The following is a 14,471-nucleotide window of genomic DNA, read 5'->3' as shown; positions in this document are numbered from 1 at the left end:
TTAGTTATTAATGAAAGCGCTTTCTGTTTATCTAGGCATGAAAAGCGCCAAAACATTGTCGCGAGAATCATATAAAACACTTTTGGAGGGGTACCATGCCGATTTTAATTGTAGCTGTCGGAGTGCTGATTCTGTTATTTCTCATTATTAAAGTAAAATTAAATACCTTTGTCTCACTGATTGTCGTTTCATTTTTAGTAGCCATCGGACTTGGAATGGATATCAATAAAATTGTTCTTTCAATTGAGGCTGGAATTGGCGGGCAGCTGGGGCATTTAGCTTTAGTGTTTGGACTTGGCGCGATGCTTGGGAGGCTTGTCTCTGATGCTGGGGGCGGCTACCGGATTGCCATTACGCTGATTGACAAATTCGGGAGGAAACGAATACAGGCGGCGGTTGTAGTTGCCTCTTTTATCATCGGTATTGCGCTGTTTTTTGAAGTGGGTCTTGTTCTGTTGATACCGATTGTTTACGCGATTGCTAAAGAATTAAAAATGCCTTTTCTGTATCTGGGAATCCCGATGGCCGCCGCCTTAAATGTTACTCACGGATTTTTGCCCCCGCATCCTGCTCCAACTGCTATCTCAGTTGCATACGGTGCCCATATTGGCCAGGTGCTGCTTTTTGGAATCATCATAGCTGTTCCGACAACTGTGATTGCCGGGCCTTTATTTAATAAATTTGCGATGAAACGGTTTCCTGGTGCGTATCAAAAGCATGGAAACTTATCGGGGTTAGGACCGAGGAAAGAATTTCAGCTGGATGAAACACCGGGCTTTGCGATCAGTGCTGTCACGTCTTTATTCCCGGTTATCTTTATGGCAATGGCAACAGTTTTTTCTTTATTATTGAATGAACATTCAAAAGGAAAAGACATTATAGAATTTATCGGCACTCCGGGAACGGCAATGCTCATTTCGCTGTTGCTTGCACTCTATACGATGGGATATGCCCGTAAAATATCTATGCAGGAACAGCAGATCTATTTCAGAATCAATTTCGCAAATTGCGATGATGCTGCTCATCATAGGAGGGGGAGGAGCGTTTAAACAGGTGCTGATTGACGGCGGGGTCGGCGATTATGTCGCTGATTTTTTCCGCCAAACAAACATGTCGCCGCTATTCGTTACATGGACCATCGCCGCGGTTCTGCGTCTGTGTCTAGGCTCTGCTACCGTGGCTGCGCTTACCACAGCGGGAATGGCAGCTCCGCTTATGGAGGCTGGCAGTGTAAACCCCGCGTTAATGGTGCTTGCAACAGGAGCCGGCAGTGTCATTGCGTGTCATGTAAATGATGCAGGATTTTGGATGGTAAAGGAATTTTTCGGCTTGAGCATGAAAGAAACATTTCAAACCTGGACGCTGCTTACAACAGTTCTTTCGGTTACAGGACTCGGCTGTGTGTTATTGGCAGAGCTTGTGATGTAACAATCATAGACAGTCCGTAGCCCAATCGTTTTTCTTCCTTGCTGAATACTTTACGTATAGGCAGACATAAAGGAGGAAAAAATCATGTACCCTCATCATTCGTATTTACGCGGAATCCCAGGTCCAGCCGGATATCCGGCGCGTAGTCCTTTTTTGTTTGGCGCTCCTCTAGTCGGCGGTTTATTAGGCGGTTTTCTCGGGAGTGCGCTGTTTAACTATTCTCGTCCCTATGCCTATCCTCCTGGCCCTTATGGATACGGAGGCGGACCGTACGGTTTTGGTGCCGGCGTGCCATACGGGGGATATCCCGGCTTCTATTAATAAAAACGGCCTGCATCGATTGCAGGCCGTTTTTTATCGGATGATTTCTACCTCGGACATATTGTAGTCTTGCTGTTTTTGAAACATGACTTCCAGAAGGCCATCCTTATAGACGGCTTTTGTTCCTTTGCGTTTGACTAAACAAGGAAGGTTTACTTTTTTCGGATGATCTGATCTTGGGAAGTTTTCCAACCATAATTCGTGAGATGTGTGTTTGATTCTTACTTGTTCCAGCCATTCTTCGCTGATTGGCACCTTTACAAACACATGGTCTGCGGTTTCGAATATATCAATATCAGGTTTGACATCAGGTTTTGCATCAGGTTTGGCGGGCTGTTCTTTTTGGGGGAGAGGATCGCGGAAAGGAAATTGAGCCGCATAATCACTTCCGAACACACTTTCCATCACACGATTGACATACGTTTCAACTTCTTTCGGATCAGCTTTTTTTAATGCTTCTTTAGAAAATTGATTGTGGAAAGGAAAGTACTTGTTCCACTCAAACATTGTCTTCACATCCTTTCTTCACGGACAAAATAGTATATGCCCGCCAGATCTTTCACGTGATATAATATAAGATGCTCTAAAGAAAGGCAGGGATATAAATGCAATATTCAGAAACAAAAAAAGGCGTTATTTACACAGCCGTTTCCTTTATCATGTGGGGCCTGTTTCCGCTCTATTGGAAGCTTCTCGAACAGCTGCCGGCTCTTGATATTTTGGCTCATCGTATTATATGGTCTTTTGTTTTTATGTGTATCGTACTTTTTTTCTTGCGGCAATGGAAAATAGGATGGCAGGAGCTGCGCTCTCTGAAAAAGAACGGAGGGATCCTCTCTTTATTTCTTGCTTCTATCCTGATTTCGATCAACTGGTTTGTATACATATGGGCTGTAAACCATGGCTTTTTGCTTGAGGCTAGTCTTGGCTATTACATTAATCCGCTTGTATCAGTGCTCCTTGGGATTTTATTTTTAAAGGAAAAACTGAATCGCCTGCAATTAGTGGCCGTTTCGATTGCGGCAGCCGGTGTCATCATCTCGGCGTTCCAATACGGCTCCATTCCTTATGTTGCGCTTCTCCTCGCATTCAGCTTTGGGCTGTACGGGTTAAGCAAAAAAAGAACAAGCCTGCCGAGCGCCATCGGTTTAACGCTGGAAACATTCATGATTATGCCGATTGCATTAGGGTATTTGCTGTTCAGCGGACATGTTCAGCCAGCGGGTGCAGAAAGCGGAGGGACGTGGCTGCTTCTCTTTTTGGCCGGTGTGTTTACGGCTTTGCCGCTCTTATTGTTTGCGGAAGGAGCGAAACGGCTGCCACTGTATCAAGTCGGTATCTTACAATATATTGCGCCGACCATTACCCTTCTGATCGGGCTGTTTGTTTACAATGAGCCATTTTCAAGCTCGAAGGCTTTTACATTCAGCTGTATATGGGCTGCGCTGATCTTGTTTACGTTTTCACAAGTGAAGTGGAAACGGGCGTCAAAAAGCCATTGAGGCCTTTGGCTTTTCAGCTGATGCATATATTATGTATAATCATTTCATGTATGTAAGACATAAAGGAGCAAGACGATGGACAATGATAAAGAGATAGTGAAAGCCTATGCTTCACTTTGGAATAACCGATCTCTCGCACATGATGACGCAGAAGCGGTAGCAGAGGCGATTGATCTTGAGCTCTTGGATAAACGAACACATCCAAGACTCCGAAAACCGATGCTGGAAAAATATTTTGCCGCGATTCAGCGCATTGTGAATTCACAGCTCGAACCGGCTGTGAAATATCAGCTGGTCAAATTACATACAGAACGTGCAGAGTATTTAAAACAAGAAAGAGGGGAGCAATCATGAAAGCGATCATAAAAGAAGATGTGCAAGCATCTTTAGAACGATATGCGGACCGCCCTGTATATATCCACTTAGAAACCACCACAGGTTCTTATTCAGCGCACTTAAATGAAAAGAACATGACGGTTGTTGCGTATATCCGCAATGCAAAAGTCACTTATCATCAGGCAAAAATCAAAGGCAACGGGCCTTACCGCGTTGGCTTGAAAACAGAAGAAGGCTGGATTTATGCTGAAGGCTTGACTGAATACACGGTAGATGAAGAAAACCGTTTATTAATGGCGGGACACCTGCCGGGCGGTAAACTGGCTATTTCTCTGCAAATCAGCGAAAAACCGTTCACAGTTTAAAGAAAAGGGTGAATAATAATGAAAGAACATGTACTAGTAATCCTGCCTCACCCTGATGATGAATCATATGGAGTGGCAGGCCTCATTGCCTTAAACAGAAAAAAAGACATTCCCGTTACGTATGCCTGCGCCACTTTAGGTGAAATGGGCAGAAATATGGGCGATCCATTTTTCGCGAACCGGGAAACGTTGCCGCTATTAAGAAAACAAGAGCTCATCAATGCTTGCAAAGAAATGGATATCAATGACCTTCGTATGCTTGGACTCCGTGACAAAACGCTCGAATTTGAAGACGATGAGTATTTAGCTGATATCATGGAAGAGATCATAGATGATGTAAAACCAAGTTTAATTGTCACATTTTATCCCGGACACGGTGTGCACCCTGACCATGATGCATGCGGGGAAGCGGTTATCCGTGCATTATATCGCAAAAAGAAAGAAGACCGTCCGCGTACAATCTGCATGGCCATTACCCGCAACAGAGAAGAGGTTCTCGGCGAAGCTGATGTCGTACTTGATATCAAAGAAGTAGCTGATATTAAAATGAATGCGTTAAGAGCTCACCGCACACAAACAGAAGGCATGCTCAGAGAGCTTGAAGAGAAATTGAAAAATAATGAACCTGTTATGGCAACATGGTTTGAAGAAGAAATATATTGGACGTATCAATGGAATGATTAATCAAAAAGGTATAAGGCCTTAAGCCTTATACCTTTTTTAATTTTAAGTCCGATGCAATTGCTGAAGCGAGAGTGGATCTCAAGGAAATACCTTCGAAAGACAAACCTAGCTGAACCGCTGTTTGCGCGATTTCCGGACGGATTCCAGACAAAGTTGAAGAAACACCGATTAAACGAAGCGCCTCAATCAGACTGAACAGCTGATGGGCAACCATCGTATCAATCACAGCTACTCCTGATAAATCAATATACAGTTGTGTCACCTTTTTTTTCGCACATTGATGCAGTGTGTTTTCCATAATCAGCTTGGCGCGGACTGTATCAATATCTCCGATTAAAGGCAGCAGTCCGACGCTGTGAAACAGCACGATGACCGGAGCGCTCAATTCAGTAATCATATCTTTTTGGGCCTGAAGCTGAAGGCTTGTGTTTTTGTACATTTCTTCTATAAAAATATGAATCACAAGATCAAACGCTTTTATAAGGGCGTGATACAGGTCTTCGGCTTCTTCGTTTTTCACAGTATCCTGATTGAGATGGACAAATTCTTTCACATAGGAAACATATAAATCTCTCACTCTGACAAACTCCCGAATAATATAGTGGATAGGAGTTTTTAAATGCTCTTGATCCTGTGTGACTTCAAAAGCCCATTCTTTCAGTATAGGCAAGTATACGTCCTCATCATCTATAAAAATACGGTTTATTTTATAGTTAAAGGCAAGATTCTGGCTCTTTAAATTGTGAATGACAACAGGGTCTGTTGAGGCATAAATGGAATTGGGGTCAGTCTCCTCGATTGTTTCATACCACGTTGAACTGATGGTTTCCGCATGCTGGGAAAGATACTCGAATAATTTTTTGTTTTTTGCCATGATTGATCACCTCTTTTAAATGTGTTGTTTTTGCGAATAACGTTTTTGCAGTTTTGCCAGCCTGAAAAATAGCCCAACTGCTCCGGCGGCGAGTCCTGCTATTAATCCAATCCAATAGCCGAATGCACCGAGGCTTGTAAACGTACCGACCATATAACCGACCGGAAGGCCAATGACCCAGTAAGAGACAAAAGCGGCCGCAAGCGTATAGTTCACATCTTTGTACCCTCTGAGTGCTCCCTGGATCGGTGCGGCAACAGCATCGGAAAGCTGAAAAAATAGCGCATAAATTAAAAAGTGCTGTGTCAGCCGGAGCACATCGGGGTCAGAAGTGTACATGCCCGCAATTTGCTCTCTGAATAAAAGGATACAGGCGGCAGTGAACAAAGAAAAGCCGATTGCCATCATGATGCCGATTAAGCTATATGAGCGTGCATCCTTAAAACGGGCTGCACCCGCTTCAAACCCGACAACAATTGTTAGAGCCATGGACACGCTGAGCGGCAGCATATATAAAAGAGACGCAAAATTCATGGCTGCCTGGTGGGACGCGATGGTCACTGTATGAAAATGGCTCATTAGAAGCGTGACAGCTGCGAAAATGCTCGTTTCAAAAAACACGGCGAACCCAATAGGCAGCCCGATTTTGAGCAAATTTTTGCATGCTTTCCAAGAGAACTTATACATGGTAAGGAAAATCCCGTATTCAGAAAACGGTGCGTTTTTATGAATAATGAAAAAACTGATGATGCAGATACACCAATAAGTTAAAGCGGATGCCAGCCCCGCGCCGACACCCCCAAGTGCCGGCATTCCGAACTTCCCGAAGATAAATACATAATTCAATACAAAATTGATCGGAAGAGAACTGAGTGTAATCATCATGGTGACTCTCGTTTTTCCTAATGAGTCGATGAATGATCTCAACACGGTGTAAACAAATAAAGGGAAAATTCCCAGTGATAAAAAGCCTAAAAAGTGTTTAGCAATCTGATGCACGTGAATATCAAGGTTCAATCGGCCAAGAATAAGGTCAACTGCAGCATATCCAATCAATAAAACGGCGATGCTAAGTAGCGCGGCCACGTATACAGCCTGTAAAACAGTAAAGGGGATCTTCTGTTTTTTCTCTGCGCCTAATAGCTGAGCGACAATCGGGGTGACCGCCATTAATATACCTGCAAGTCCTGTGTAAACAGGGGTCCAAAGGCTTGAGCCAATCGCGACACCCGCTAAATCAGCGGGGCTGACTTTCCCTGACATCACCGTATCTAGAAAAGTCATAAGAGAAAGCCCCGCCTGGGTAATGAATATCGGTATTAAAATGTGCAAGAGCTGTTTGATTTTTTCCCGGGCATTTTGAGTTTCTTTCATACATTGATCTCCGTTTCTTTTTCATAACGAGAGAAATTATAACATTTTATGTATAAAAAGCAATGAACGCCGGGCCTATTCTTTTTTTGTCGGTTTCGTTTTTCTAAACATTTGGGCATAAATAAAAGAAAGCGAAATCACGCCTAAAAAGGTGCAAATATACTGAATGATTCTTTCGATTTCCATTCTTTACATCCCTCCTTTACCAATAGAATGTGCATCAATAAGATAAGCATTCGTGAAAAGTTGGAAATTTGAACAGGAGATGAAGATTATGCGCTATGAGCAGATATCAGAAAATGCGTTCAAGGGGAAAATACAGGTATACCTAGAGCAAATATTAGGTGATGCATCTCTAATCTTGAAAACGCTTCACGAAAAAGACCAGTGTCTCCTTTGTGAATTAGATGAATTAGGGCACATTTTTCAGGACATGCAGGGGATTGCATCCTCCTTTTATTTGCAATCATACATTGAGGAATTTACGCCGGCATTTATTGAGCTGGCCAAGGCGATTAAAGCCTTATCGGAACATAAGCATGGAGCTTTAATTGTGATTGAAAGAGCGGACCCGGTTGAACATTTTATTCAAAAAGGCACCTCCCTACACGCCGAGATCAGCTCTTCATTAATTGAAAGCATCTTTTTCCCCGGAAACCCTCTTCATGACGGCGCTTTGTTAGTGAGGGAAAACAAACTCGTGTCAGCAGCCAATGTGCTCCCGCTGACGACGAAGGAAGTGGATATCCATTTGGGAACCCGGCACCGGGCGGCTCTCGGTATGTCGGGCTATACGGATGCACTGGTGCTCGTGGTTTCAGAGGAAACAGGGAAGATGTCGTTTGCCAAAGACGGTGTATTATATCCGTTAATTTCACCAAGAACGTAAAAATAATAAAAAGGGCCTGATTAAGAATCCTATCATGAGACAAAATGACTGAATTCGCATCTTTATTAAAGCATTCGCTTCAAGCTGAATGCTTTTTGTCTTGAAGACAGGGAATATAAACTGGTAGAAAAGTTATATATGATGAATATTAATTAAGTGAAATACTTTACCTGTTTATGCATTTATAGTACCGTATAAAATATTACATAAATTCTCAAAGGAAGGGTGCTGCCGCATGGCTAATGTATTAATGATCGGTTTCCCCGGTGAAGGGCATATTAATCCCTCTATCGGTGTGATGAAGGAGCTGAAATCCCGGGGAGAAAACATTACGTACTACGCAGTGAAGGAATATAAAGAAAAAATCACAGCTCTTGATATAGAGTTTCGTGAGTATCATGATTTCAGAGGAGATTACTTCGGGAAAAACGCAACCGGCGATGAAGAAAGAGATTTCACAGAAATGCTCTGCGCTTTTTTGAAAGCCTGTAAGGATATCGCGACTCATATTTATGAGGAAGTCAAACATGAATCGTATGATTATGTCATATATGATCACCATCTTCTCGCGGGTAAAGTCATTGCCAACATGCTGAAGCTGCCAAGATTTTCATTGTGTACAACCTTTGCGATGAATGAGGAATTTGCGAAGGAAATGATGGGAGCGTACATGAAAGGATCACTTGAAGATTCGCCTCATTATGAATCATACCAGCAGCTTGCAGAAACTTTAAATGCTGATTTTCAAGCAGAGATCAAGAAGCCATTTGATGTTTTTTTAGCTGATGGTGACTTGACAATTGTCTTTACATCAAGGGAATTTCAGCCACTGGCTGAGCAATTTGGCGAGCGATATGTATTTGTCGGTCCTTCCATTACAGAAAGAGCCGGAAACAATGATTTCCCATTTGATCAGATTGACAATGAAAACGTGCTGTTTATTTCAATGGGAACCATTTTTAATAATCAAAAGCAGTTTTTTAATCAATGCCTTGAAGTGTGTAAGGACTTTGACGGTAAAGTTGTGCTTTCCATCGGCAAGCATATTAAAACAAGTGAGTTAAACGACATTCCGGAGAATTTCATTGTACGCCCGTATGTCCCTCAGCTTGAGATCTTGAAAAGAGCCAGCTTATTTGTGACCCACGGCGGAATGAACAGCACAAGTGAAGGTTTGTATTTTGAAACCCCGCTCGTTGTCATTCCGATGGGAGGCGACCAATTTGTTGTCGCAGATCAGGTAGAAAAAGTCGGCGCAGGAAAAGTAATTAAAAAGGAAGAATTGTCTGAAAGCCTACTGAAAGAGACGATACAAGATGTAATGAATAATCGTTCGTATGCTGAAAAGGCAAAAGAAATTGGACAATCACTGAAAGCGGCAGGCGGCTCTAAAAAAGCGGCCGATAGCATTCTTGAAGCTGTAAAACAAAAAACTCAATCAGCAAACGCATAGTGTAAAAGCCTGTTCTTATCGAAAGAACAGGCTTTTTGCCATTTCATAAGAATGCAGAGGAAGGGATTTGATACGCCGATAGAGAATTGATTAGAAAAATAGACAAGAAAGGAGGAGAAACTGCTTCGTTCATCAATAGAAAACCATCATTTTACCCTCACTTAAATAGTTCCTTAGACTTTCGAAAAACATATCGTGCTTATGTAAAATGTTAGATGTTTATTTGAAGGTTTAAAGGTCGAACGATGCTGAAAATGCTGCGCCAAATGTTTGAAAAGGGTTTAACTTGCTGAAAAATTGACGATAAAACAGTTGTGTGCCATTTTTGGAAACAAAATACTAGCTGTTTTTACAAAAAAAACAGTTTAGGAGGTTGAATGAATGAAAAAGAAGATTGTAGCCGGCTTGGCTGTTTCTGCAGTTGTTGGGTCGTCGATGGCCGCAGCACCCGCGGAAGCAAAAACGATAAAAGTAAAAAGCGGTGACTCTCTTTGGAAACTTTCCCGCCAGTATGATACGACAATATCAGCTCTGAAATCCGAAAACAAATTGAAATCAACGGTGCTTTATGTCGGACAAAGTCTTAAGGTTCCTGAAAGCAGCAAAAAAAGCACGACATCCCCATCTAATTCAAGCAAAACGTCAACATACACAGTTGCATATGGTGATTCCCTATGGATGATTGCTAAAAATCATAAAATGAGTGTTTCTGAGCTTAAAAGCTTAAACAGCCTGAGCAGTGACCTGATTCGTCCGGGGCAAAAGCTTAAGATCAAAGGGACAAGCAGTTCAAGCGGATCAAATGGATCAAAGAAAAACAGCGGTTCCAATTCTTCAGGTTCTTCAAAAAGTACATATACGGTCAAGCTTGGTGACTCACTGTGGAAAATCGCAAACAGCTTAAATATGACTGTAGCCGAATTAAAAACCTTAAATGGCTTAACATCAGATACACTTTATCCTAAACAGGTGCTCAAAATAAAAGGAAGCAGTTCGCCTAAGAACGGAAACAGCGGTTCCAAAAAGCCGTCAAACTCCAATCCCTCAAAAACAACGACGTACAAGGTAAAAGCAGGCGATTCGCTGTGGAAAATTGCAAATCGGCTCGGAGTCACTGTCCAAAGCATCCGTGATAAAAACAATTTATCATCGGATGTGCTGCAAATCGGGCAGGTTCTGACTATTTCTGGAACATCAAAATCTAATCCTTCACATCCGACAAAGCCAACAAAGCCAAAAGATAACTCAGGGTCAAACATTCAAATAGGCTCGAAGATTGACAGAATGATCACGGAAGCGAAAAAATATGTCGGAGTGCCTTACCGATGGGGCGGAAACACGCCTGCCGGTTTTGATTGCAGCGGCTTCATTTATTACCTCATTAATAATGTATCATCTATATCAAGATTGAGTACGGCAGGATATTGGAATGTCATGCAGAAAGTCAGCCAGCCGTCAGTAGGAGACTTTGTCTTCTTTACCACATATAAATCCGGCCCGTCTCATATGGGGATTTATCTAGGCGGCGGTGATTTTATTCATGCAAGCTCATCGGGCGTCGACATTTCCAATCTCAGCAATTCGTATTGGAAACAGCGGTACTTGGGCGCAAGAAGTTATTTTTAAAAATGAGTATGACAAAAAGCCTTTTATAGGCTTTTTTGTTTATACCAGACAATGATTGACCACACTGTTAGAAAAAACAAGGGGGAGACAGTATGCACCGTCTCTTGCTGTTGATGATGCTGACGGCACTGGGAGTTGCCGGATGCGGACAAAAAAAACCTCCAGACCCTCCTAACCGGGTGCCGGAAAAAAAAGTGGTTGAAACGTCAGCGTTTGGTCATCATGTCCAACTGGTCAATCGTGAAGGGAAAGCAGTCGGTTTTATAGAGATCAAAGAATCAGATGATGAAGGCCTCGATATTCATATTTCCGCAAACAGCCTGCGTCCAGGTGCTTCTCTCGGTTTTCATATTTATGAGAAAGGTTCTTGTATCAGGCCGGATTTTGAATCAGCGGGCGGTCCCTTTAATCCGCTGAACAAAGAACACGGCTTCAACAATCCGATGGGGCATCATGCCGGAGATCTGCCGAACCTTGAAGTCGGTGCTGATGGAAAGGTAGATGTCATAATGAATGCGCCTGACACTTCACTGAAAAAAGGAAGTAAACTAAATATTCTCGACGAGGACGGAAGTGCATTTATTATTCATGAACAAGCGGACGATTATCTGACAAACCCAAGCGGCAATTCCGGTGCGCGTATTGTCTGCGGAGCCCTTTTGGGAAATAACGAGAAGCAGTAATATCATCCAAGCCCTTTTGTATTGAGCATACAGGGGCTTTTTTAGTATACTCGTTAATGGAATATGAATAGGAAAGGGAATCTGTCTATGACAACTCAACTACAGCACTTAACATTGCCGGAAGATATACAACAAAAGCTTTTATCATATAAAGAGCAGCCTATTTCCCCGGAGTTTCAATCGCTTATAGGAACATCAGGCTATGAGGCGGAGGATGAAGCCATTTTATTTGACGCCATTATTGCATTAGCCATGGGGAAAAATGTCCTGCTGAAAGGGCCTACAGGTTCAGGAAAAACAAAGTTGGCAGAAACATTGTCCAGCTATTTTCATAAACCGATGCACAGTGTCAACTGTTCAGTCGACTTGGACGCTGAGGCATTGGTCGGTTATAAAACGATTGAAAATCAATCTGGCCAGGCGACAATCGAGTTTGTTTCAGGACCTGTTACAAAGGCAATGAAGGAAGGCCATTTTCTTTATATAGATGAAATCAATATGGCGAAGCCGGAAACACTGCCTATTTTAAACGGTGTATTAGATTACAGAAAAATGATGACAAATCCGTTTACAGGCGAGGTCATACGGGCTAAAAGCGGTTTCGGAGTCATTGCAGCCATCAATGAAGGCTATGTCGGAACTGTTCCTCTGAATGAAGCGTTGAAAAACCGTTTTGTCATCATTGATGTGCCTTATATTAAAGGCGAGCTGCTGAAACAAGTGCTCATGTCTCAGTCAGCCCTGAAAGACGATAAATTGATTGACAGATTTATCACGCTTTCCTCTGACTTGATCGTTCAGGCCAATAACGGACAGGTGTCTGAAGAAGCGGCGTCCATCAGAGCTTTAATCGATACATGTGATTTAGCTGCTTATATTCCGCCGCGTCGTGCCATTGAGCGAGGAATTGTAGAAAAGCTTGATGATGATCGGGAAAAAGCGGCCGTCCGAAATATTGCAGAAACTCTGTTTGAATGAGGGGGCTGCGATGAAATTTATCAAATTTAACGACAGCACGATTGATTCATTTTTATTTATGATGCTGACTGATTTGGCCAAAACACTCACCAAGAGTGAAGCGGTAGAAGTGGAGTATGGCGTTCAGTCCTATTACAATCCATTTGAAAAGAAAATCTATATGAGCCACTTTTGGAAAGACAGGGCAGCTGAGGACATGGAAGCGGGTCTGAAAAGCGACGTCTACCTGCGTTCAGTCGGAACAAGATATAGCTCGCTGCATGAGTTTGCGAACTTTTTGAATGATACCCATCGTCATCTCACCTTTAAAAGTTTTGCCAAGCAGCTCTTTATGCTGCTTGAAGACATTAGGATCGAAGAATGCATCAAACGTGAGCGTCCGGGTACGAAACATGTATTTGCGAAGCGAAAAGACATGTACAGAAAACATTTCTCAACCCAGCTGACCTTAAATTTGGAACGAAGCATTTTTACCGATGCGCTCTTTTGCGCGATCTATGTCAAGCTCACAGCGGAATCGCCGCTCGAGACCCTTCCATCCATGCGTGAAGATATCGATCTGATGCGCCCGTTTATTGAGCAGCAGCTCTTGCGTGTGTATGAAGCAGATTCGACACGGCAGGTTCTGAAAATTGTTGAGGACCTCATGGACGGACTTGAAGAGGTACTCGATAAAGACATGTTGAACACCTACTTCTTTTTGCCTGAGCTTGATTACGCAAAAGCTGCAGAACAGCCGTTATTTGAAGAAGAGAAAAAAGCGCCGAAGCTGAGTGATGACATCACGCTTCCAAAACAATCAGACGGTGATGAGGATATCCATGAAGAAGAAATGCCGACATGGCACCGGGAAACAGAAGCACCGTCTAAAAGCTTCCTTCAATTTGATATTGAACACGGCGCAAAATCAGATTTAGGAAAAGATGCTTCAAGGGAAGGCGACGATGGAGATCAGGCCCTTGGCTCTGTTCAAGGATCAGCCAGACAAACGAAACGGAAAGACTATTCCAAGCTGGAAGCGCTGGAGTCCCAAAAAGACCAGCCGAACGGAGCGGGTATGGCTGACGGCAAAGAAAATAAATATGCATTTCCAATTTATAAAGAACCGCAGCCGGCAACCAGTGAAGTAGAGCTTTCTTATAAACAGCAGGCAAAAACGATTGAATCGTATCAAAAGCGTTTGAAACAAATGATTCAAAAAACGCTGGAGCATAAAAAAACATTGCCGAGAACAGACCTTCATGCCGGGAGACTGAACAATAAGCTTCTTCGTTACTTCACTGAGCGAAATCCGCGCCTGTTCTACAAAAAGCAAGAACCATCTTCAGAAATCGACGCAGTTTTTACATTGCTGGTCGATTGTTCAGCCAGCATGTTCGACAAAATGGACGAAACAAAACGAGGAATCGTGCTGTTTCACGAAGCGTTGAAATCGGTAGCGGTTCCGCATCAGATTGTCGGTTTCTGGGAGGACACAAATGATGCGACCGAAACAAGCCAGCCAAACTATTTCAATACGGTTATTCCCTTCCAATCATCATTAAGACAAGATTCTGGACCGGCCATTATGCAGCTTGAGCCAGAAGAAGATAACCGTGACGGGTACGCAATTAGGCAGATGACGAAAAAAATGCTGCATCGCAGCGAGGCGCAAAAGTTCTTAATTGTTTTCTCAGATGGAGAGCCGGCCGCATTTGGCTACGAACAAAATGGGATCGTTGATACAAGTGAGGCGGTTATCGAAGCCCGAAAAAGAGGAATAGAAGTGATAAATGTTTTTCTCTCCAACTCAGAAATAGAAGAATCGCAAATGAAGACGATCCAGGATATGTACGGAAAATTCAGTATATTTGTCCCGGATGTTGATCAGCTACCGGATGTTTTGTATCCGCTGCTGAAAAAACTGCTTCATAAAAGCATAGGATAGCCCTTAATCCTATGCTTTTTGGCGTTTGTTT

At 42.9% G+C, this 14,471-nt stretch carries 14 protein-coding genes and 1 pseudogene; 12 read left to right on the top strand and 3 right to left on the bottom strand.

What is annotated here, in order from left to right; all coding sequences use genetic code 11:
• Window positions 1-95 precede the first annotated feature (95 nt).
• Both KXZ66_RS11255 and KXZ66_RS11250 read left to right on the top strand, forming a co-directional pair.
• Window positions 96-1,428: pseudogene (locus KXZ66_RS11255) on the top strand (gluconate:H+ symporter).
• 84 nt (window positions 1,429-1,512) lie between these two features.
• The gene (locus KXZ66_RS11250) at window positions 1,513-1,749 is read left to right on the top strand and encodes a hypothetical protein (protein ID WP_004399366.1); all 237 of its coding nucleotides are present in this window, start codon (window positions 1,513-1,515) and stop codon (window positions 1,747-1,749) included.
• A 33-nt stretch (window positions 1,750-1,782) separates the two neighbouring features.
• Here KXZ66_RS11250 and gerT read toward each other — a convergent pair whose 3' ends face one another.
• Entirely contained in the window at window positions 1,783-2,256 is a 474-nt protein-coding gene (gene gerT, locus KXZ66_RS11245; RefSeq protein ID WP_049141177.1) for an Hsp20/alpha crystallin family protein, read from the bottom strand.
• 98 nt (window positions 2,257-2,354) lie between these two features.
• Here gerT and rarD point away from each other — a divergent pair, with 98 nt between their 5' ends.
• From rarD to bshB2, 4 genes are all read left to right on the top strand, one after another.
• A complete protein-coding gene (gene rarD / locus KXZ66_RS11240; protein ID WP_021481479.1) occupies window positions 2,355-3,251 on the top strand; it encodes an EamA family transporter RarD in 897 nt (298 codons plus the stop codon).
• A gap of 75 nt (window positions 3,252-3,326) precedes the next feature.
• Window positions 3,327-3,605 carry a hypothetical protein gene (locus KXZ66_RS11235; RefSeq protein ID WP_049141176.1) on the top strand — a complete coding sequence of 93 codons (279 nt, stop codon included), beginning with the start codon at window positions 3,327-3,329 and terminating at the stop codon, window positions 3,603-3,605.
• On the top strand, window positions 3,602-3,952 hold the full coding sequence (locus tag KXZ66_RS11230; RefSeq protein WP_003231213.1) for a YojF family protein: 351 nt from the start codon (window positions 3,602-3,604) through the stop codon (window positions 3,950-3,952). The genes KXZ66_RS11235 and KXZ66_RS11230 overlap by 4 nt, the downstream gene beginning before the upstream one ends.
• Before the next feature lie 18 nt (window positions 3,953-3,970).
• Window positions 3,971-4,636 (top strand): bacillithiol biosynthesis deacetylase BshB2, encoded by a 666-nt coding sequence (gene bshB2, locus KXZ66_RS11225; protein ID WP_003231215.1) that lies wholly within the window; start codon window positions 3,971-3,973, stop codon window positions 4,634-4,636.
• Between the two features lie 25 nt (window positions 4,637-4,661).
• On the opposite strand, the gene rsbRC is transcribed toward bshB2, so the two are convergent.
• Window positions 4,662-5,510 (bottom strand): RsbT co-antagonist RsbRC, encoded by an 849-nt coding sequence (gene rsbRC, locus KXZ66_RS11220; RefSeq protein ID WP_070547459.1) that lies wholly within the window; start codon window positions 5,508-5,510, stop codon window positions 4,662-4,664.
• A gap of 15 nt (window positions 5,511-5,525) precedes the next feature.
• Complete coding sequence (locus KXZ66_RS11215; protein ID WP_021481475.1) at window positions 5,526-6,884, bottom strand: MATE family efflux transporter; 1,359 nt, start codon at window positions 6,882-6,884, stop codon at window positions 5,526-5,528.
• 265 nt (window positions 6,885-7,149) lie between these two features.
• Between KXZ66_RS11215 and cdaS the strand changes: the two genes are divergently transcribed.
• The 6 genes from cdaS (at window position 7,150) to KXZ66_RS11185 (ending at window position 14,440) form a co-directional block, all read left to right on the top strand.
• A complete protein-coding gene (gene cdaS, locus KXZ66_RS11210) occupies window positions 7,150-7,773 on the top strand; it encodes a cyclic di-AMP synthase CdaS (protein ID WP_072174170.1) in 624 nt (207 codons plus the stop codon).
• A gap of 235 nt (window positions 7,774-8,008) precedes the next feature.
• A complete protein-coding gene (locus KXZ66_RS11205; RefSeq protein WP_041849927.1) occupies window positions 8,009-9,226 on the top strand; it encodes a macrolide family glycosyltransferase in 1,218 nt (405 codons plus the stop codon).
• A 381-nt stretch (window positions 9,227-9,607) separates the two neighbouring features.
• Entirely contained in the window at window positions 9,608-10,852 is a 1,245-nt protein-coding gene (gene cwlS / locus KXZ66_RS11200; protein WP_041849926.1) for a D-gamma-glutamyl-meso-diaminopimelic acid endopeptidase CwlS, read from the top strand.
• Between the two features lie 92 nt (window positions 10,853-10,944).
• Window positions 10,945-11,535 (top strand): superoxide dismutase family protein, encoded by a 591-nt coding sequence (locus KXZ66_RS11195; protein WP_021481471.1) that lies wholly within the window; start codon window positions 10,945-10,947, stop codon window positions 11,533-11,535.
• A gap of 63 nt (window positions 11,536-11,598) precedes the next feature.
• Window positions 11,599-12,513 (top strand): AAA family ATPase, encoded by a 915-nt coding sequence (locus KXZ66_RS11190; protein WP_072174166.1) that lies wholly within the window; start codon window positions 11,599-11,601, stop codon window positions 12,511-12,513.
• Between the two features lie 10 nt (window positions 12,514-12,523).
• Complete coding sequence (locus KXZ66_RS11185; RefSeq protein WP_049141173.1) at window positions 12,524-14,440, top strand: nitric oxide reductase activation protein NorD; 1,917 nt, start codon at window positions 12,524-12,526, stop codon at window positions 14,438-14,440.
• Window positions 14,441-14,471 lie beyond the last annotated feature (31 nt).

Origin of the sequence: Bacillus sp. LJBS17 (assembly GCF_019334685.1) — a bacterium.
Lineage (GTDB): Bacteria > Bacillota > Bacilli > Bacillales > Bacillaceae > Bacillus > Bacillus subtilis.
Note: the sequence above shows the minus strand (reverse complement) of the source record. Positions and strands in the feature narration are given on the sequence as shown.